This window comes from Actinomyces sp., assembly GCF_030530635.1.
Taxonomy (GTDB): Bacteria; Actinomycetota; Actinomycetes; order Actinomycetales; family Actinomycetaceae; genus Actinomyces.
In genome coordinates, this window is record NZ_JAUMUL010000025.1 from 1 (window position 1) to 19,714 (window position 19,714).

A 19,714-nucleotide genomic window follows, 5' to 3' on the forward strand; every position below is an offset into this window, starting at 1 on the left:
CGACGGTTCGGCACCTACGGGTACGAACCGTCGCGCGAAGTGCCGAAGCGCTGGGATGAAGTGCCGAACCGTCAGGCGAAGTGCCGAACCCTCACCCGGCGCGCACCAGCGAACACACCCCGGGTCCGCGCCCCGGTCCGATACCCGGATGATCTCAACGGATTCAACGAATCGTCCCCGCCAGCCGACACCACCCGCCCGACAACGACCCTGGTCCGGCGAAAACCTCTTCTTCGGCCCAAAACCCTCCCGAATGTGAAGGACTTGGGGATGAAAAGGTCACCCTCAACAGACCGGCACCCACCGAAGACGACCTCCCACACCCGACAGCAACCACCACACCGCAACCCCAACCCTCATCACCACACCTCCAAACCGCGAGAGCCGCCATTCCACCCCTGATGAAGCGCTTCAAACTCAGCTCGATCATTATCGCCGGCCAACTGCTGTGCATTCTGGGTGACATTGTGCTGCTACTCGCCAACACCAATATTGCGTTGCTCCTGATAGGCAGCCTTATTCGGCGTTTCGCGTTTGAGGGTGTGGGTGGAGCCGGGAGTCGGTTCGCTCGCGTGCTCAGCGGTGACGTCGTTTACTACGCCGGTTTGGGGTTTACTACGCCGGTTAGGTGTTTGTTGAAGGGTTCTGGGCCCTTCAGCGGAGGTCTAACTGGCGTAGTAGAGGCCGAAGGGGCGTACCCAACGCTCGGGCCCTGGCCTTGATCCCACTGGCTCTACGTCCGTGACGCCCGCCCCACCTCGGATGCTCGCACCGCCGGCCTCCATGCCCCGTGAAGAGAGGGTTCGTCGTCGGGCATATGACCGGCCAAAGGTCCTCGCCGGCCCGAAAACGACCCCCACGCCCGAACACAACCACCCGCGGGCCCGAACCACCACACCCTCAAACACGAAGCGCCCCTTTTGCCACAGATCAACGCGGACCTGGCCGCCCGTCGCGCCGCCGAGACTGACGGCGCGGCGACGGCGAGCTAGCGGCCCACAACTCGGTCGGGAGCTGCACGAATAGCCTGTAATCAGTCCTCGTCGCACCCTTGCGGGCGCAGGCGCAGGCGTGTAGGCTACAGCGCATTTCCGGGGGCTATGACGCCCTCGCCTATGGCCCTGCGTGGAAGAAGAGATGCCCCATGAGTCGCGAACCGGATGTGCAAGCCTCGGGTGTAACTGCATCCGGCCCATCAGGATTGGCCGCGGCACGGCTTCTATTTCTCGTTGGTGCATTGACCTGCTGCGCGTATGCGGTCAGCTTGGGGCTGGTGCAGCAGCAACTGTCGGGTGGGGCGGCGTCAGTGGGCCCTGTGGTCGTGTTCCTCGCGCTAGCGCTGGAGCATGCCGTTTGGTGCGGGGTCCTGGGAAATGCTGATCAAGGCAGGGTTGATTGGGCTAAGAAGGCTAGTTATGTACATATCGTGCTCTTCGTCAGTGCAACTTTCAATAACTCTTCCCGGAATGGCTATACATTGCTTGCGATAGTTCCGGAAATGCCCGATAATCCAATCCAGGCCGTGGCGCCGCCTCTGCTTGTGGTAATAAGCTGTATCAGTGCTGTACTTCTCAGGCGTATGAGCCGCGCTCAAGGAGGGGATGGGTAGATTGATTGAACGCGAATCCAGCGCGGCCGTCGTCGGCTGTGGTGTTGATGTCGTTACGGGCTTGATGGTGGTGTGTTGGAGAGTGTGCGTGTGCCTTGAGTGCTCGGCTGTCGATCTTACGGGGAGGGAGGGTCTGCGATGATCTCACTGACGGAGGTGAGTAAAGACTATGGGGGTGGACGTGGGTTGGTTCATTCCTCTTTCGAGGTGTCGGACGGGGTGATCGTATGCCTGGTCGGCGCGAACGGCGCCGGCAAGACAACGGCCCTGAAGGTGATCGGAGAACTCGTGCGACCCGACGGAGGCGAGGTACGGGTCGAAGGCATGGAGCCAGGAACGTCGCCCGACCCGCTCGGGTGTCTGGGGCTGGTTCTGGGAGCAGAGCACTGGGTCGGTTCCCGAACGGGGTTCCAGTGCCTCATGGGACTGGCCCGCACCAGCGGCATTCCGCATACCCGCGTGCGCCAATGCCTGGAGGAGACAGGTATCGCTGAAGCCGGGCACCGCAAGGTGCGCACATACTCGCTCGGGATGCGCCAGCGCCTGTCGCTGGCAGCGGCCATGTTGGGGAAGTCGCAGAACATCGTCCTGGATGAACCGTTCAACGGTCTGGACCCGGAGGGGGTGCGGTGGCTGCGCTCGCTCCTACGCAGACTCGCCGATGAAGGCAGGGCCGTGCTGGTCTCCTCCCACCTGCTCGGGGAGGTAGAGGACATCATGGACCACGTCGTCGTCCTCAAGAAGGGCCGGGTTAAGGCCAAAGCCTCTGCTGACCAGATGCGGCACCCCGGCGGGGTCATAGTCCGTGTGGAGGACCCGGCCCAGTTGGCCGCCCTGGCCCATTCGCGCCACTGGCAGGTGAAGGCTGCGGAACTACCCGGAGCCGGCGAGGATGCGATGCTCATAGACGCCGACATCAAAGAGGTGCAGAGGGCCTTCCTCGAAGAGGGCGTCATTTTCACTGAGATGCGCGAGGCGAGGCAATCGCTTGAAAGCTGGTTCTTCAGTGCGCAGGAAGGATGGGAAGAGCCATGACTGTTGATAGCGCCGCTCAGGAGGCGGTGACTTGGCGGCGGGTCCTGGCAAGTGAACTCGGCAAGGCTGCGAGGGCTCGCTCGGTTCAGGTACTGGTCGCCCTGGAACTATGCCTCGTCGGCTTCTTCTCAGCCGTTGTCGGAGTCCCCGGAGTTCAGGCGGCGGCACTGCCGGTCGGACTGGCGGGAGTGGTGATCGCCGGTGCAGAGTACCCCTCCGGGGCCATCATGCTCACGGTGGTGGCCGTTGGCAGACGTACCAGGCTGTTCTGGGCGCAGTTGGTCAGCGCAGCGGTGGTAACGGCCCTACCCGCGTTTGTGCTCATGATGGGGCTTGCTTTGACGGCCAGGCCTTACCTGGACTACCGCGGTGTTCCATTCGACATGGCCGCTTCTGTGGAGACCGTGGTTCGTGCGGCGCTGGTTCTGGCGCTGGTCGCCGTTGCGGGCGCCCTGTTGGCGATGGGAGTGCGATCGGTGGCGGTCGCGTCGATGGTCCTGGCACTAATAATGGGTGCAGCCCAGATGCTGGGCGTGCTGGTCCAGTCGCTGCTGACTATGGCCGGAGGGACGGTTCGGACCCTCGAGTGGGTTGACACAGTGATGCCCAATGCGGTCATTGCCAGGCTACAGGGTGTGGCCGCCATACCAGCCTCCTCATGGCAGGAGGAGCCGATCGCCACGGTGCTGCTGGCCGCAGCGTGGTGCCTGCCCCTGTTCCTGTGGGGCCACTACCGACTGACCAGAGACGACTTCTAGGGTCGCGTGAAGCGTCACAGAAACTCCGTCCGGTGCACGAGTTCACGGCCTTGGAGCGCGTTCGGCCATCTCCGGCCTGACCGTGATCATTGCGTTACCGTTCGAGTCGAATCGGTTGCGCCATTGCTGCCCGTTTGCGGGCGAATGGGTGCAAGGATGAGACCATCCTTGATGCCGCCGCCGGAGACGGCTCCGACGCGCCCTTCAACACTCAAATAAAGGTGAACACCTGATGATCTGTAACCCTGCGCCACTCATCGACCCCGTCTTGACCGATCTGGACGACGCCGCCTGGCTCGCCACGCCCACCCCCACCCCCGCGGCCGGGAACCGGCCCGCCTATGAGCTGCGCACGCACCTGGACGCGTCCGCCGCCGAGGCCGACGGACCTGCCCGTCTGACCGCGACCGCCCACGGCATCTACGAGGCCTACATCAACGGCGAGCGCGTCGGCAACGTCGAACTGACCCCCGGTGCCACCAACTACCGGAAGACCCTGTATGTGCAGACCTGGGACGTGACGGGAATGCTGCGCGAGGGTGAGAACGAGCTGCGCCTGGTCGTCTCGGACGGCTGGTTCCGCGGCCGCTGCGGGCCGGCCCGCGTACCCGACAACTACGGTGAGGCGACGGCCGTAATCGCCGCGCTCACCCTGGGTGGGGCGCCGCCGACGGCGGCCGACGGCGACGGGGCGGCCCGCGGTGACGCCGTCGAACGTCGGGTGGCCACCGGCCCCGGCTGGGAGGTCGCGGTCTGCGCCATCACCGCCGCGGACCTGATGGACGGTCAGACCACCGACCTGTTCCGGCTCGGGCAGGAGCGGTGGGAGCCGGCCCTGATTGCGGACACCCCGCTCACCCGTGACCGGTCCCGCCTGGCGGTCTCACCCGGCCCGCCGGTCCGGCGTGGCGAGATACTGCCGGCCCTGACCATTTTTGACCTCCCCTCGGGCAGGCAGATCGTCGATTTCGGTAGGCAACTGAACGGATGGGTGCGGATCAGCGATCTGGGACCCAAGGGAACGCGGCTCGCATTGACCCACTTCGAAGTCCTGAACGAGCGCAGCGACATGACCACCCGCCACCTCCAGTACGACCCGCCGTATCGAAGCGAGCCCTACCCGATCGGTCAGGTGGACGTGATCTACTCCCGGGGAGTGGACGGCGACATCGTCGAGCCCAGGCACACCATCCATGGTTTTCGCTACGTGGCGATTGACGGGGCCGACTGGCAGATCGATCCGGGCAAGGTGACCGCGGTTGAAGTACGCAGTGGCCTAATGCAGCGTGGCGGCTTCACCTGCTCAGACCGGAGCTTGAACCGCCTGCACGCCAACACGGTGCACTCCTGGCGCTCCAACTCGTGCGACATCCCCACCGACTGCCCGCAACGCGAGCGGTGGGGGTATACGGGCGATTTCCAGGTCTTCGCCCGTACTGCTGCCTTCCTCGACGACATCTCCGATTTCACCCGTAAATGGTTGCGCACGCTCGCTGATGAACAGCGCGAGGACGGCACCATCCCGAATGTCGCCCCGGATATGGGTGCCGACGACGACAGCCCCCTGCCGGATATGGCCGGTGCCGCCGGCTGGGGCGACGCGGCCACCATGGTCCCCTGGGAGATGTACCGCGCCTACGGTGACGTTGAGGCACTCGCTGAGGCCTACCCGATGATGCGACGCTGGGTGGAGCGGGTGGAGCGGGTGGCGGCCGCCGACCGTCACCCCAGCCGGGCCCAGCGGCACCCCGACTGGCGCGAGCATGACCGCTACCTGTGGGATACCGGCTTCCAATGGGGGGAGTGGGCCGAGCCGGGCGTGAAGTGGGATCCTCAGGCGGACTTTGGCATTGTGGCCACCGCCTACTTCGCCCGCTCGGCGCGTATCCTGGCCGACACCGCGGAAATCCTGGGCGTGCGGGACGATGCCCTCCGGTTCGGCGAGTTGGCGGATGAGGTCGCGGCCGCGTGGCGCAGGGAGTTTGTTGTCAAGACTCGGAAGTCGCGCAAGACGGGTAAGACGGGTATTCGGTTGACTGAGCCGACGCAGGCGAACTATGTGCGTGCGCTCGCCTTTGACCTGCTGGAGTCCGAGCGGCGGCCGGAAGCCGCCGAGCATCTGGCCGAGTTGATTCGTAAGAACAGCTTCCGGTTGTCCACCGGATTCCTGTCCACCGGCCTGCTGCTGCCCACGCTTGCGGATGCCGGCTACCTCGATCTGGCCTACCAGGTGCTGCTGCAGCGTGAGGAGCCCGGGTGGATGGTCATGATCGACCGTGGTGCCAGGTCCATCTGGGAGCAGTGGAACGGCATCGACGCCCAGGGGCGACCGCACGGCTCGCAGAACCACTACGCCAAGGGAGCGGTCAGTACCTTCCTGCACGAGTATGTGGCTGGTATCAAGCCCGCCGCGCCGGGCTACACGGCGGTGGAGATCGCGCCGCAGCCGGGCGGTGGACTGACCAGCAGCCGGGCCATTCTCGAGACGTCTCGGGGGCTGATCGACAGCGTGTGGACGATCAGTGACGGCGTCTTCCACATGCGGGGCGAGACTCCGCTCGGGGTACCAACCAAGCTGCGCCTGCCCGACGGGAGCGTGAAGGAGACCGACGGCGGCAAGTACTCCGAGTCCTGCCCCCTGCCCACCGCCTGAATCGGGTACAGATGGTCGCCGGCTAAGTGCTGCGTCGGGCGGGCAGGTCCTTGAGGCGTTCGGCCTGGAGTTGGTGCGTGGCCGGGGCCGTGCTCACTGCCGGGCCTGCCTGCCACCCGCGACGCGGATGACGCGGCCCGGTCGAGCTTCGGCCCCGTCCGAGGCACTGAGCGCCAACCTGCGGAGGTCTGAGGTGAGTCTCGATGCCTACTTGACATCAGCGTGTTCTCGATGATATTTTCTACTTGGTCGGCGTAAGTCGCCCTGTTTTGTCCCTGCAATATTCGCCCTGCCTCTTGAGTATGCGATGACGTGCGCTTAGGAGGATCATGGGGGAAGGCAAGAGGTATCATGAACGTGAGACTTGCTGGAAACAAGCGAAGAAGAAGCCTGCCAACGGCTCTTCTGTCCTTCACGGCGGTCGCAGCTTTGACTATCGCTCCGGCCGTCGCCGCACCGACGGCATCCGGAGACGATGTCCCGGCTGCGGCGAGCGCCGCTGCTGCGCCCGGACCGGCGGCCGTAGCGGACGAGGGGGGCCAAGCGGCGTCAACCGCCGTCGTCGCCCCCGACACCTTCGGTCAGGAGCCGGTGCTCGCAAGCGAGGCCGATCTGGAAGCGGCGGCTCCCGATCAGGACGTCCTCGACTACTGGACACCCGAACGGATGGCCCAGGCTCAGCCGGCCGACGTCGTCGCCGGCTCAGAACAGGTGGTCGCTGCGTCTGACAACGTGGCGGACGGCGAGGAGGGTACCAGCGCTCCCGCAGTTCCCGCCGCTGACGTCCTCGCGCAGGCCGAAGCGGCCGGCGTGTTCGACGATGACGTCCAGACGGTGGCTGCTGGCTCCGACGAGGAGATTCTGGCGGCCCAGCGGGTGACGAACTTCTCGATCACGAACGGGAAGCTGTTCTTCAACGGTTACGGGCAGGGCAACTCGTATTGCTCGGCGTCTGCCGTCAATACGCCGTCCAAGCGCGTGATCATCACGGCTGGCCACTGCGTCTACAGCCACAGCGACGGCGGTTGGATGCGCAACCTGGTATTTGTTCCGGGCTACGACGCTACCAGGGCGGATCCTGATCCTGTGGGAATCTGGACAGCTCGCACGCTGCGGACTTTCAACTCGTGGATCACCTACCGCGACATGACGTACGACGTCGGGTTCGTCACCCTCAACAACGGAGGAGACCACGGTAGGAGAATTGTGGACGCGGTTGGCGGCCACGGTCTCATCTGGAACTCCCCCATGGCCGTCGACGTCTCGATCTTCGGCTACCCGAGCAACAAGCTCAATCCGTATGGGCGCTACACCATGTGGGCATGCTGGGGAGGCACCCATGCTGATGGACCTCGGGTCAGCATAGTCGGCTGCGACTTCGGCAGGGGTGCGTCCGGAGGCCCGTGGCTCCAGTATTACAACAACGACTCCGGGGTGGGGTACGTGAACTCGGTGACGTCCACCTGGCGGCCTGCTACTTACCAGAACTGGGGGCCCTACTTCACCTCTCAGATGAAGATCATGTTGGATGCCACCATATCCGACTAGTCAGGTGGAGGAACGGTACTTAGCATCGTGCACCAGGGGAGCGCATCGTGTCTCAGCTCAGACGACGTACGACGGTGAAGGTCGTCTTCGCCGCTGGTATCGCCGCTGCCGCAGGAATCGGAGGGTGTGGGCAACCGCAAGGCTCTCCCTCTGGCTCCACGGAGCAAGCCGGTTCCGAGAGCACAGTTCCGACCGTGAACTCGACTGACTCCACGAGCGGTTCCGGATCAGCTGGTTCGACTGCCGTCCCCGCACCGAGCGGTGAAGGGACGGAGTCGCCCCAGGTGCTCCAGCCGCGCGCTGACCTGGTCGCGCCCGCCCGAGTGCCGTGGGACTCGTGGGTCCTTCTGGACTCCCGGACCATTGAGGTGACATTTGTTGCCGGCCCCGCTCAGTGCGAGGGCGTGAGCGTGGATGTGACCGAAACTGACCAGGATGTGACGATCAACCTCAGCGTCGGCCATCTGCCGGGCGCGAATGAATGTCCGGCCATTGCGCTGACGTCAACTACACGCGTCGCCCTTGATTCCGATCTCGGCAACCGGCAGGTCCGGCAGGACACCTGAACGCGACCGGCCGAATCTCTGCTGGGGCCCCGCACTCGGTGCGGGGCCCCAGCGCGCGTTAGGCGATTAGCGACTTTTCCGGCTTGAGGGTGCAGCAGCCGGTTGCGAAGGCTGCCGCCGCTGCCCGGTAACGCCCCTGTGGACCGCACGGCGCCGACCAGTCGCACTTGCCGACAACCTGCGCCGGTCCCCGCGGCCTCGTCCCACGGCGTGGCTTATGATCATCCCCTGAGTTCACGCCTCGAAAGGACCTTCGTATGTCTGCCATCCCGGCGCCCGATCCCGCTGTTCTCGCTTCACTGAAGGGGCGCAGCTTCCTGCGGGAGCTGGACTTCACGCCGCAGGAGTGGACGGCTCTGATCGCTCTGGCGGCAGGTTTGAAGGCGGACAAGCGGGCCGGTCGGGAGACCCAGCACTTGGTGGGCAAGAACATCGCGCTGATCTTTGAGAAGACCTCAACGCGTACGCGTTGCTCCTTCGAGGTCGCCGCCCACGATCAGGGTGCTCACGTCACTTACCTGGATCCGTCAGGCTCCCAGATCGGGCACAAGGAGTCGGTGGCGGACACCGCCCGGGTACTGGGTCGGATGTTCGACGGTATCGAATACCGGGGTGACTCCCAGGCCAAGGTTGATCAGCTGGCCGAGCTGTCGGGGGTGCCGGTGTGGAACGGGTTGACCGATGACTGGCACCCCACCCAGATGCTGTGCGACTGCCTGACCATGCTGGAGCACACCGACAAGCCCGCGGGCGAGATCGCCTACGCCTACGTCGGTGACGCCCGCTTCAACATGGGTCGTTCCCTGTTGGTGGCCGGTGCTCTGCTCGGTGCCGATGTGCGCATTGTTGCTCCCAGGCAGTTGTGGCCCGATGACGAGTGTGTGGCCGCAGCCCGGGCCGTGGCCGCGGGCACCGGTGCGCGCATCACGCTCACCGAGTCCGTGGACGCGGGCGTGGCCGGGGTGGATTTCGTGCACACCGACATCTGGGTGTCCATGGGGGAGCCCAAGGACGTGTGGACCGAGCGCATTGAGCTGCTGCGGGACTACCAGGTGGGCGCCGCCCTGATGGCCAGGGCGGGACAGCAGGCGAAGTTCATGCACTGCCTGCCCTCCTACCACAACCGGCAGACCAGTATCGGGGAGGAGATCTACCAGGCCACCGGCATGGATGGCCTGGAGGTGACCGAGGACGTCTTCGAGTCCGCGGCCTCCATCGTGTTCGACCAGGCCGAGAACCGCATGCACACCATCAAAGCCGTAATGGTCGCCACCCTGGCCGACCGCAGGGACTCGGCGCAGCCGGTAGCCGGATAGCCCCTGCAGCGTGCCCGGCGCGGGGTAATCATCGGCGCCAAGCGCGCAGACCTTGGGTCAGGCGCCGTAACGGCCCACCTCGGGGTGCGCCTCCAAGTCGACGATGGGCAGTACCACCGCGCTGGGGTGGTCGGCGTCGTGCAGTACCCGCATGCTCACCGGGGTGCCACCAGACGGGTCGCAGACGCTATAGCGCGGCCAGTTCGAGCCGGCCAGGTTCACGCGCAGCCGGTGCCCGGCCGGCAGGTGCACACCGGTGGACCACATGTCCACAGTCACTTCAACGGGCTCGCCCGGTGAGAGCGGGTCGCGTCTATCCAGACCGGCACGGGCGCTGAGCCGCAGGACGCCGTCGGTCAGCAGGGTTGAGGTACCATCCGGGACCACATCGGTCAAAGTGACGTGCAGGTGGGCGTCGACGGCGTCCGCCGCCACCCAGGCGTGCAGCCGTACCGCCCCGAGAATCGTCACCGGCTCCACCCGCGGCGCGCTGGAGAAGACGGCCACGTCCCCACGTGCCTCAACGTTGCGCTGATCATGCGGCCCGGCGCTGCCCGGCGGCCCCATCAGCATCTGGCCGCCCGCGGTGGGCACCGGGTCTGCCGGATCGTGCACCCAGGCGGTCCAACCCGCAGCGTCCGCGGTGGCATCGAAACCTGAAACGTCGTCCCGCCCCGCCTCGACGCCGGGCGTGTGCAACGCCCCGCCTGCGCCCAGGCGCCAGGTCTGTTCGACGGCGTCGGGAGCCGGCCAGGAGGGAAGGTCTATCCAGCGATTCGCGCCCATGACGTAGACCCGCACCGGATCGTGCGGCAGCCGCTCCGCCGCCCGCTCATCCCCGAGGGCCGCCTTCCAGAAGTCCAGGCTCAGCTCGCCCAGGCCGACGTCGTCAATGCCGCCGCCGGGGAAGTCGCGCCCGGCCAGCTGCCCGTCGAAAGTAAGATGCGTCCACGGGCCGACCACCAGGCGCACATCCCCGGTCCGACCCCGAGCGGCCGCGCCCGCGGACATGGCCGTGAAATTGCGCAGAGTGCCGCCCTGGAACAGGTCGTACCAGCCGGACACGTGCAGCGTCGGCACATCCACGCCCGCCAGGCCGTCCACCGGGTAGGCGAGATGCTCCCAATACGCGTCGCGCAGCGGGTGCTTGACCCAGTCGACCACGTGCCCGCCGGCCCGGTGCGACGTCGCCAGGTCCCGGGCCGCCTGCGCGATCCCGACCCGCTCCAGGTAGGGCGTGAATGCCTCAACCGGTTCGGGCAGGGTCTCCTGTGGGGCGTCCGGGCGCCCGTCACGCCAAAGTCCGGTGCGCACCTGCTGGCGCGCCCACTCATATGACGGCCCCTCCAGCAGTACGCCGCCGCGCATGGCCAGATCGTCGTCGTAGGTGGAGGGAGACACCCAGGCTGTCATGGCGGCCAGATGTTCGGTGCTGGCCAGCGCGGCAGTGAACTGGGTGGTGGTCAGGTAGGAGTTGCCGAAGGTCAGTACCCGCCCGTCACACCAGGGCAGGGAGGCCAGGGCTGCACGCGTGGCGGTGCCGTCGGCGGCCTCATCGAAGTAGAAGTGGAAGTCGCCATCGGAGATGTCCGTGCCGCGGCAGGCCTGGGCGACCACCGCGAAGCCCTCGGCAATGGCCCGGTCCAGGCTCACATTCGCCTGCATGCCCAGCACGCCCGCCATCAGCCCGGGTGTGGCCGGGTCGGCGCCGGACACCTCAGCCACCATGGGCCGCCAGGCCCCGAAATACGGACACCGGGCGAGTAGCACCGGGTGGGTGCCGTCGTCGTCCGGCCGCACCACGTCGGCCCGCAGCACGGTCCCGTCCGGCATCGGGGTCACCAACACCTCGTGGATGGCGCAGGAGGCGGGGCCACCGGGTGCGGGCAGCTTCAGGGCGGCACGCACGGAGGCCGGGATGGCTCCGGCCGGCCCGGCCTCCGTGCGTCCCGACGACGGCGAGCGCCGGCCCCGGGTCGGTTCCGGCTGCGCGGCGGTGCGACTGTTGTTAGACATGATGCGGGCTCCTATTGCGCGGATTCGGCGTCGACCAGCATGGCCAGCTCCAGGGGATAGATGAACTCGTCGACGGCGCCGGCGGGGGCGGCCGGGCCGCCGTAGCGGCGTCCAGTTCCGGACCGTGCCCAGGGCTCCCAGCCCGGGTCGCCATCGCGGATGAATCGCACCCAGTCGGCGTGCATGACATCGGCCAGCGTTTGCGGGCGTGGCGAGCCTTGGACGCCGTCGGCATGCGGGTGGGTCAGGCAGTCGAAGACGAAGGGCACTTCCATGCAGTGTGCGGACAGGCCGCCCTCCGGAGCGGGCAGCACCGAGCACCAGGAGAAGTCGTACACCCAGGTGCGATCGGCCGCGACCGGATCGGCGCCGCGCCGCCGCACCCACTGAAGTACCGGGAGGCGGAACAGGCCGTTGGAGACCACCTGGCCCACCAGCAGCTCCTCGTCGCCGGCCAGTTCCGGGTAGGCGGCAACCAGCTGCTCAATGCGCTCCGGGCGCATGCCCGCCTCGGCCAACAGCTCCCTGGTGCTGCGCCCGTCCAGCTCCCCGGCCAGCGCCCGACCGATGGGGGTGAGCTCGTGGCGCACTCCGCCGCACAGGACCGGCACATCCGCCGCCGCGCTCGCCGCGTCCAGGGAGGCGGCGGGGATGATGCCCCCGTCCACCACCGGCATGAAGGTGCGGGAGATGGCCCGGGGCGGACGGATGAAACGCGACAGATCGGCGGTAACGTCGAACAGCGGGAACTCCCGGCCGAGCTGCTCCGAGACGTCCAGTACCCGCTCCTCCGACACGGAGCGCCAGCCCGCCAGGTCAGGGGTGATGCCGGCGATCTGGGCGGCCCGCTCCCCGATGACCCGGGCGTCGGCGGTGGTCGCCGCCGTCGTGCCGCCCGACTCGCAGATCACCCCGTGCAGCAGGCCGCGGGCGCGCGGAGAGTGCAGCAGCACCAGGGCGGATGCGCCCCCGGCGCTCTGCCCGCCGACGGTGATCCACTCCGGGTCCCCACCGAAGGCGGCGATGTTGTCCCGCACCCACTCCAGGGCGAGGATCTGGTCCAGCACACCGCGGTTGACCGGGGCGTCGGAGCCGGGGATCCAACCGAAGCCGTCGAATCCGAGCCGGTAGGACACGTTCACGGTGACCACGCCGTCGCGGTTGAAGGCGGCCCCGTCGTAGTAGGGGCTGGCCGGGCTGCCCGCGTAGAAGCCGCCGCCGTGTATCCACACCAGTACCGGTAGGCGGGCGCCCACATCCCCTGGAGCCGGGGTGAAGACATTCACCGCGAGGATGTCAGCGCCCGGTATGGACGGTTCGGGGATGGCGGTGGTCTCCCCGAAGGGGCGCCGTTGCGGGGTGGGGCCGGGACGGGTGGCATCCCGGATACCGTCCCAGCGCCTGCGCCGCACCGGCGCCAGGAAGCGGCGTGGACCGGTCGGTGGCTCGGCGAAGGGGATGGCGTAGAAGGCGGCGGAGCGGGTGAAGCGGGCGTAGTCGGCGTCGGCCTGGTCGACGACGGTCCGGCCGGGGCTGTCGGCACCGGCCGGACCATTGCTGGCCCCGGTGGCCGAGGGCATCGCCCGGGATGCGGGCGCGGCACCGGATGCGGAGACGATGCGCCGCCACGCCCCGCGCACCGCCCCGCAGGGGGCAGGGACTACCGGGCCCACGTCGGCTACGGGAACCGCAATCGGTGTGTCGGCCGGGTGCGTGGCGGCGGACATGTCACTTGACCTTCTTCACCGGGTAGATCGCCAGGGCCGCCAATAGCAGCATGGCCATGGCGAAGATGTAGATCATGCGGTATCCCGTGGCGCCGGCGATGCGGGCAACGAACTGGCCGGCGATCACAGGGGCCAGCATCTGACCGATATTCGTGGCCACATTCGCCACGCCCAGGTCACGGCCGGCGGCCTCCGGGTCAGGCAACACATCGATGAACAGAGCCTGGTCCACGGTCATAAAAGCGCCGAAGGCGAATCCGGACAGGGCCGACATGATCAGCAGACTCACCACCGACGGCCAGACGGCGGGCAGCACGTACAAGGCCGCCAGGGCGAAGGAGGAATAGATGACGAAAGGCTTGCGCCGCCCCAGCTTGTCAGACATTCGGCCCGAGACGAGCATCATGATGATCATGCCGGGCATGGCCACCAGACCCAGGATCGGCGCCATGGCATTGGCCTCCGCCTGGGTGAGGGCCGGTTGCACATAGGACTGGAGGATGTACAGGTTGAAGGTGGTGGATGAGGTGTATCCCAGGAACATGAGCAGGCGGGCGATCCACACCCAGCGGTAGTCGCGGTCCCGCAGGGCGATAGTGAACCCGATGATGAAGGCCTTGGCATCGAAGTGCGGCAGTTCCAGTTCCTTGGAGGAACGGTCCCGGGCCAGCAGCACGAAGCAGGCGGCACCGAAGGCCACCAGGATGGCGAAGATGTAGTAGGCGTCCAGGCCCATGGCGTTGAAGGCGTTGCCTGCTACCAGTGAGCCCGCCAGCCCGCCGATCATGGTGCCGAGACCGGCGAAGGCTGAGACCGTGGCCAGCCGGTTCTCCGGAGTGCGGTCGGCGATGGTGGTGACCAGCGGTGCCTGCATGAAGTTCAGGGCCACCTGCGCCACCACCCAGAAGACGGTGATCAGCAGGATGGTGGTGGAGTAGCGCAGCCCGATCATGAGCAGGGCGCCCACGAATCCGCCCGCGCAGATCCAGAAGGAGCGCCGCCCCCAGCGCGAGCGCCACCGGTCGGACAGGACACCGACGATCGGCTGGGCGAACATGGTGAACAAGGAGCCGATCGCGGCGACCACGGACATCGCGGAGGCGCGGGCGCCGTCGTACCGATCGTAGATATCCATCAACTCGGCGGCGTCCGCTCCCGTGTAGGTGCCGGAGGCGAGCTGTTGGAGAACCTGCGCGTTTACATGCGGGTAATCGCCGAAGAACACCTGGAACTCCACCATCTGCACCTGGTTGGGCAGCAGAATTCCGGGGATGGCGGAGTAGCACGAGAACAGGAACATGCCCGCGATCGTGTAGGCGAACAGGTACTGGTAGAAGGGCCGGCCGCCCAGGTACTTCATGGAGGTGCCGGGGCGGGTGGGCTCTTGAATATTGGGGTCCTTACCCACCTGTGGGACCGCGTGCGCTCGGGACATGGGAACTCCTTCGTTCTCGTGCGGGTATTCTCCTAGCGTCTCACGAATTTCAGTGGCGAGTAGCTCTTTGGCTATCGGTTTTTCTGAACCGGGCCTCGGTTCGGGCCTGCGCTCAGGCCACCAGGTGGTGGCGGCCATGGGACAGTTCGACGACCTCGCCCTCCCGGCCCGGTAGCCGCACCCGCGCCCGCGCCCCTACGGGCACAACGACGTCGAGTTCCAGGCGGCCCTGGCCGGCGGCGGCCGCCTGCGGTGCCACTTCCCGTCCGTCCTCGCCCACCAGGCGCCAGGAGGAGGCCGCCCAACCGTAGGGGGTGCGGTGCACGGACTCCGCATGGGTCAGGCCCCCGCCCGGTGCCGGCGCCACCTCGATCACCCGGTAGCCGGGATCGGCCGGGGCCAGGCCCGCGACGTCGCGCTGCAACCAGGCCGCCACCGCCCCCAGGGCGTAGTGGTTGAAACTGGTCATATCGCCGGGGTTGATGCGTCCGTCCGGCAGCATGGAGTCCCAACGCTCCCAGGTGGTGGTTGCCCCCATGGTGACCGTGTACAGCCAACTCGGGCACGTCGTGGTCAGCAGCAGCCGGTAGGCGGCGTCGGCGTGACCTGTTGCCGTCAACGCCCCGGTGAGTACGGGTGTGCCCGCGAAACCGGTGGACACGTGCCCGCCTGAGGCCTCCACCAACTCCGCCAGCCGGTCCCCGGCCACCTGGCGGTTCTCCGCCGAACCGGTCAGGTCGAAGGTGATCGCCAGGGCGTAGGCGGTCTGGGTGTCGGAACTCATGTGCCCGGCGCCGTCGGTGAAGCGGGCGCGGAAGCCCTCCCCGATCGCCTCCGCCAGGGCGGCGTAGTGAGCGGCGTCGTCGTTCTTGCCGAGCTCCTGCGCCCAGCGGGCCACAATGCGGGCCGACTGCGCGAAGAAGGCTGTCGCCACCAGGTGCGGCTCCGTCATGGCCTGCATGGGGTTGTCCGGTGGGGCGGAGGGGTCCAGCCAGTCGCCCAGCTGCATGCCGGAGTCCCACACGTGATCGGCGGCGGCCAGGGAGTCAACCAGATCCACCCAGGCCCTGGCGGAGTCGTACTGCTGGGCGAGCAGACCCCGGTCGCCGGTGGCCCGGAACAGCTCCCATGGCACCACGGTGGCGGCGTCGCCCCACACGGCCGCTGGCCGCGGCGGGGTCCAGAAACCTCCGGGGATCACGGGCACGTACCAGGTGACGGTGCCGTGCGCGGCCTGCTCAATCGCCAGGTCGATCAGCCAGGAGGACAACAGCCCGGTGCAGCCGTAGTGGAAGGCGGCGGTGGGGGCGAAGGCCTGGATGTCACCGGTCCAGCCCAGGCGCTCGTCACGCTGCGGGCAGTCGGTGGGCAGGGCGACGAAGTTGTCCCGCATGGACCACCGCGAGTTCTCATGCAGGCGGCTCACGCGCGCGTCCGAGCAGTCGAAGGCGCCCAGCCGCTCCATGGAGGTGTGTACGACGACGGCGGTGATCGCCCCGGCCTCAATGTCCCGTTTGGCGGCCGCCGCCCCGCCCGGCCAGCCTGTCACGTCCGCGTAGCGGAAACCGTGGATGGTGAAGGTGGGCTCCCACTCCTCCACGCCGTCGCCGGCCAGCGTGAAGCGGTCGGTGGCGGCGGCACCGCGCAGCGGGCGCGTACCCAGCCGACCGTCTTCCAGCACCTCGGCGTGCCGCAGCGTGATGGTGGTGCCCGCCGGGCCGGCCACACAGATGCGCAGGCGGCCGGAGATGTTCTGCCCGAAGTCGATAAGCGCTCGCTCGGGGGCGGTCTCGATCTCCGCCTCTCCCATGGTCATCACCTGCCGGTCCTGCACCGTGACGGCGACCGGAAGTAGTACCTCTTGCGCCCGAACCGGGGCATCCAGCGGCATGATCAGGCGCTCCGCATTCGAGGCGCCCACGGCCACCGGCGACCAGGAGGCGTCATCGAAGCCGGGGGCCGACCAGCCCGGAGTGGTCAGGCGGGCGTCCACCGTTTCACCCTCGTAGAGGCCGGTGAACAGGATCTCGCCGGCGCCCGCCCGCCAGTCGGGGCCGGTGGCGACCCTGGTGCGGGTGCCGTCGGCGTGGATGAGTTCGAGCTGGATGATGGCGGCGACGTCGTTGCTATACAGGTTGCGGTAGCCGCCGTCGAAGCCGATGTGTCCGCGGTACCAGCCATCGGCCAGCTGAGCGCCGAGCGCGTGTGGGCCGACGCCGTCGCCACCGGGGGAGGAGTCCAGCAGTTGGGCGGTGACGTCGTAGGTGCGAGCCACCAGGCGCTCCCCGTACACGGTCCAGCCGGGCACCAGTTCATCGGAACCGACGCGGTCGCCGTCGAGCTCGGCGCGAATCAGGCCGTGGGCGCTGACATAGGCGCGCGCTGCCACCACCGGGCGGTCGATCGTGAACTCGTGGCGCACGCGCGGCGGGCGGCGATCGCTCTCCGGATTCTCCGGCCAGGCCGGGCCGACGGGAAGCGCCTCCCAATCGGCGGCATCCAGCAGACCGGCCTCGTAGGCCACCGGCGCGGACCAGTCGGTGGTGGCGGGCACCGCGGCGGCCGGTGTGGTGGCGGAGGCGGCGACGGCTACGCTGCCGGTAACGCGCACGCGCACCGCGACGCGCTCGCGGGAGGCGAGTGCGGGGGCGGGCCAGTCCACCAGGACGCCGTCGGCGGAGGGAAGCGTGAGTGTTTGCGGGTTACCGAGCGGGTTTCCGGCGGCGTCGGTGCGGGTCAGCTCGAGCTCGGCGTCGATGGGGGACCAGCCTGCGGGGGCGGTGGGGATCTCCCAGGAAAGGCGCGGCGTGGGGGAGGCGCCACCCAGGACGTTGCCGGGCAGGTACTGCTCGAACTTGAGGTGGACGGGGGCTGCCAGGTCACCGACGGGGTCAGGCAGGTCGGCGGCGGTGATGGCGGGCTCGGGGGTTGCGGGACGTGCGGACGGGAGGACGCCGTCGGGTTGGGACGTCGAGACCTCGGGGAGTGGACCCGGCGCCGCTGGGGACGGGGACACGGTGGCGGGCTGCTGTGGCGAGGGGGACGTCTGCGTTGACATGGTGTGGCTCCGTCTGCGGTGACGAGGGGCGGGCGTTGAAACGACTCAAAGGTTAATTGTTGAGGCGGGTGCAGTCAACGCGTTTTCGCAGGCACCTTGGCATGAGCTGCCTCGCGCGTGTTGCACATCGGCTTCCTGGTTGGCGGCAGCCCGGCAGGCGGTGGCCGTAGCGCGCGTCGAAGACGACCCGGCAGGAGGTGTCCGAAGCGCGCGTCGAAGACCGCCCAGCAGGCCTGAGGACGACCTCGTGCGCCCGAAGACGTCCTCGCGGTCCCTATAACGACCCCGCCCGGTCGTTCGAGCACGTTCTCCTCATCCTGGGTGCGCCCCTGAGCGGGCCAGCACGTTCTCCTCATCCCGAATACGACCACGGCAGCCCGAATACGACCTCCTCATCCCGAATACGACTCTGGGCGGGCGAACACGTCTTCTTCGGCCCGAGATCGACCTTCACCCGTGCGGGTGTTCGCCGTGCTTGAAACTCGAGCCGCACTACTCCCACAGGCCGAGAACGCGGCGGGCGTGCAGCGTCACGCTTGGCGGCATGTGCTTCATGATTCTGGAGGTCAGCCGCTCCTCATCGTTGAGGTCTGCGTACGTCACTCGCATGAACGACCAGCCCATGGCGCCGATGGCGTCCTGCCGGAGCTTCTCCTCCCAGACATCGTCGTTGACGCTGTACTTGCTACGGCCGTCGAACTCGATCGCCAGCCGCAGATCCGGCCAGGCGAGGTCGAGGAAGCGCTGGCCGCCGGCTTCGAGCAGGATTTCGTACTGCAGCTCCGGCGGCGGCAGCCCGAGTGCCACAACCAGCCGCCGGGTCAGGCTTTCACCGGGTGACTCCGAGAAGGGGCTCGCCATGGCGACGACGGCGCGGGCGCGCACCGCTCCCCGGCGTGGTCCTTCGGCGTCCACCGCCGCCAGCAACTGGGGGCGGACGCGCTCCCACCGGGCCTGCGCCTGCTGTGGCTTGAAGCGGTCGGGGCGGCACAGCGCCCGCATGGCCGAATCGACGATCGTGATCGACTCGCGCGCAGGCAGATCGAAGGCGCAGTCGACCGCCGTTCTCAGCAGGGTCGTGACCGGTAGCCCGTTGACCGCCTCCACATCTTCGGGCTGCAGGCGGGAGCGACGGCGTCTCAGGCTGACGGCACGACCCGCCCCGGAAAGATGTGGAAGGCTCCCATCTGCGAAGTCGATGGGAGACAACGGTTGTCGGGCACGCTTGGGATTCGTAGGTACCGCAATGCGAATATCGGTCTCGCCGCGGCGCAGCCACAGGCCGTGTACGAGTGCCGCAGCCTCATGAGTGAGTACAACCGCGGATCTGGCTGAGTGAATCGCGGCGACGCAGCGGGCCAGGCCAACCTCGCGCTGCTACGCCCACACCGCCTGCCCGGTAGTCGGAAACAGGCTGACGCCGGGGGAGATCTGTACGCGGGTGTCCACGGTCCGAGCTCTGCTGGGGCGCCCGGCGTAGGCGAAGTCAATCGTGGGTAGCGGAGGCGGCGCGGGGATGGTGTCCATGAACCGATACTCGGGCTGCTGCGGCGTCCGTGCACGCGCAGCCAGCAAGTTCTCCACAGGTGGCCGGTTGACCCTGCGGCGAAGAAGAGTTGTGGACGCCGGCGGCGATTGCTGCGGACCAAGGATCCGCAGCGGTCGACGGCACTATCGGCCGCAGATGGGGAGGGCTACCTGTTGACCTATTTCGGCGGTGCACAGCCCTATCGGGCCACGGTCACGGTGCCGGCGGGCCGTACCGGGGCGTTAGATGTCATCGACACGTGGAACATGACGGTGGAGCAGGTCGCGACTGGGGTGAGCGGCGGGGTTGAGGTGCCGCTGCCGAGCCGTCCGTGGATGGCGGTGCGAGTGCGCTGCGACTGGATTGGCGGGTGTTCTTGCATGCAATAGTCGTTGGGATGAACCCGTCCGATCTTGAGTTTTCGTTGGTATTATGCGGAATTGTCGGTTGGGCCTGGAGTTGGGT

The 19,714-nt window shown here is 67.5% G+C and carries 13 protein-coding genes; 7 read left to right on the plus strand and 6 right to left on the minus strand.

The window, feature by feature from the left end; translation table 11 throughout:
- The first annotated feature begins 1,795 nt into the window (after positions 1 to 1,795).
- The 6 genes from Q4A20_RS07565 to argF all read left to right on the plus strand — a co-directional run bounded on the left by Q4A20_RS07565 (position 1,796) and on the right by argF (position 9,485).
- The gene (locus Q4A20_RS07565; protein WP_303121922.1) at positions 1,796 to 2,644 is read left to right on the plus strand and encodes an ATP-binding cassette domain-containing protein; all 849 of its coding nucleotides are present in this window, start codon (positions 1,796 to 1,798) and stop codon (positions 2,642 to 2,644) included.
- Positions 2,641 to 3,402 carry a hypothetical protein gene (locus Q4A20_RS07570; protein WP_303121924.1) on the plus strand — a complete coding sequence of 254 codons (762 nt, stop codon included), beginning with the start codon at positions 2,641 to 2,643 and terminating at the stop codon, positions 3,400 to 3,402. The genes Q4A20_RS07565 and Q4A20_RS07570 overlap by 4 nt, the downstream gene beginning before the upstream one ends.
- 232 nt (positions 3,403 to 3,634) lie before the next feature.
- Positions 3,635 to 6,055 carry a family 78 glycoside hydrolase catalytic domain gene (locus Q4A20_RS07575; RefSeq protein ID WP_303121926.1) on the plus strand — a complete coding sequence of 807 codons (2,421 nt, stop codon included), beginning with the start codon at positions 3,635 to 3,637 and terminating at the stop codon, positions 6,053 to 6,055.
- A gap of 429 nt (positions 6,056 to 6,484) precedes the next feature.
- Entirely contained in the window at positions 6,485 to 7,603 is a 1,119-nt protein-coding gene (locus Q4A20_RS07580; protein ID WP_303121928.1) for a serine protease, read from the plus strand.
- Between the two features lie 410 nt (positions 7,604 to 8,013).
- On the plus strand, positions 8,014 to 8,169 hold the full coding sequence (locus Q4A20_RS07585; RefSeq protein WP_303121930.1) for a hypothetical protein: 156 nt from the start codon (positions 8,014 to 8,016) through the stop codon (positions 8,167 to 8,169).
- Between the two features lie 257 nt (positions 8,170 to 8,426).
- Complete coding sequence (gene argF / locus Q4A20_RS07590) at positions 8,427 to 9,485, plus strand: ornithine carbamoyltransferase (RefSeq protein WP_303121932.1); 1,059 nt, start codon at positions 8,427 to 8,429, stop codon at positions 9,483 to 9,485.
- A gap of 57 nt (positions 9,486 to 9,542) precedes the next feature.
- Here the strand turns inward: argF and Q4A20_RS07595 are convergent, their stop codons facing one another.
- From Q4A20_RS07595 to Q4A20_RS07620, 6 genes are all read right to left on the minus strand, one after another.
- Positions 9,543 to 11,501, minus strand: coding sequence for a CocE/NonD family hydrolase (locus Q4A20_RS07595; protein ID WP_303121940.1), 1,959 nt, complete (start codon positions 11,499 to 11,501; stop codon positions 9,543 to 9,545).
- Positions 11,502 to 11,512: 11 nt separating this feature from the next.
- Complete coding sequence (locus tag Q4A20_RS07600; RefSeq protein ID WP_303121946.1) at positions 11,513 to 13,228, minus strand: carboxylesterase/lipase family protein; 1,716 nt, start codon at positions 13,226 to 13,228, stop codon at positions 11,513 to 11,515.
- A gap of 1 nt (position 13,229) precedes the next feature.
- Complete coding sequence (locus Q4A20_RS07605) at positions 13,230 to 14,663, minus strand: MFS transporter (protein ID WP_303121953.1); 1,434 nt, start codon at positions 14,661 to 14,663, stop codon at positions 13,230 to 13,232.
- Between the two features lie 112 nt (positions 14,664 to 14,775).
- On the minus strand, positions 14,776 to 17,721 hold the full coding sequence (locus Q4A20_RS07610; RefSeq protein ID WP_303121960.1) for a family 78 glycoside hydrolase catalytic domain: 2,946 nt from the start codon (positions 17,719 to 17,721) through the stop codon (positions 14,776 to 14,778).
- Positions 17,722 to 18,213: 492 nt separating this feature from the next.
- Positions 18,214 to 18,828 (minus strand): hypothetical protein, encoded by a 615-nt coding sequence (locus Q4A20_RS07615; RefSeq protein WP_303121963.1) that lies wholly within the window; start codon positions 18,826 to 18,828, stop codon positions 18,214 to 18,216.
- Positions 18,829 to 19,098: 270 nt separating this feature from the next.
- Positions 19,099 to 19,248 carry a hypothetical protein gene (locus Q4A20_RS07620; protein WP_303121970.1) on the minus strand — a complete coding sequence of 50 codons (150 nt, stop codon included), beginning with the start codon at positions 19,246 to 19,248 and terminating at the stop codon, positions 19,099 to 19,101.
- 108 nt (positions 19,249 to 19,356) lie between these two features.
- Here Q4A20_RS07620 and Q4A20_RS15100 point away from each other — a divergent pair, with 108 nt between their 5' ends.
- Entirely contained in the window at positions 19,357 to 19,638 is a 282-nt protein-coding gene (locus tag Q4A20_RS15100) for a DUF5605 domain-containing protein (protein WP_368502455.1), read from the plus strand.
- Positions 19,639 to 19,714: the final 76 nt, after the last annotated feature.

What these genes read in the sequence shown, in the direction of transcription:
- Q4A20_RS07570 (WP_303121924.1), top strand. Translation starts at nt 2,641, where the DNA reads ATGACTGTTGATAGCGCCGCTCAGGAGGCGGTGACTTGGCGGCGGGTC.
- Q4A20_RS07575 (WP_303121926.1), top strand. Translation starts at nt 3,635, where the DNA reads ATGATCTGTAACCCTGCGCCACTCATCGACCCCGTCTTGACCGATCTG.
- argF (WP_303121932.1), top strand. Translation starts at nt 8,427, where the DNA reads ATGTCTGCCATCCCGGCGCCCGATCCCGCTGTTCTCGCTTCACTGAAG.
- Q4A20_RS07595 (WP_303121940.1), bottom strand. Translation starts at nt 11,501, where the DNA reads ATGTCTAACAACAGTCGCACCGCCGCGCAGCCGGAACCGACCCGGGGC.
- Q4A20_RS07600 (WP_303121946.1), bottom strand. Translation starts at nt 13,228, where the DNA reads ATGTCCGCCGCCACGCACCCGGCCGACACACCGATTGCGGTTCCCGTA.
- Q4A20_RS07605 (WP_303121953.1), bottom strand. Translation starts at nt 14,663, where the DNA reads ATGTCCCGAGCGCACGCGGTCCCACAGGTGGGTAAGGACCCCAATATT.
- Q4A20_RS07610 (WP_303121960.1), bottom strand. Translation starts at nt 17,721, where the DNA reads ATGTCAACGCAGACGTCCCCCTCGCCACAGCAGCCCGCCACCGTGTCC.
- Q4A20_RS07620 (WP_303121970.1), bottom strand. Translation starts at nt 19,248, where the DNA reads ATGGACACCATCCCCGCGCCGCCTCCGCTACCCACGATTGACTTCGCC.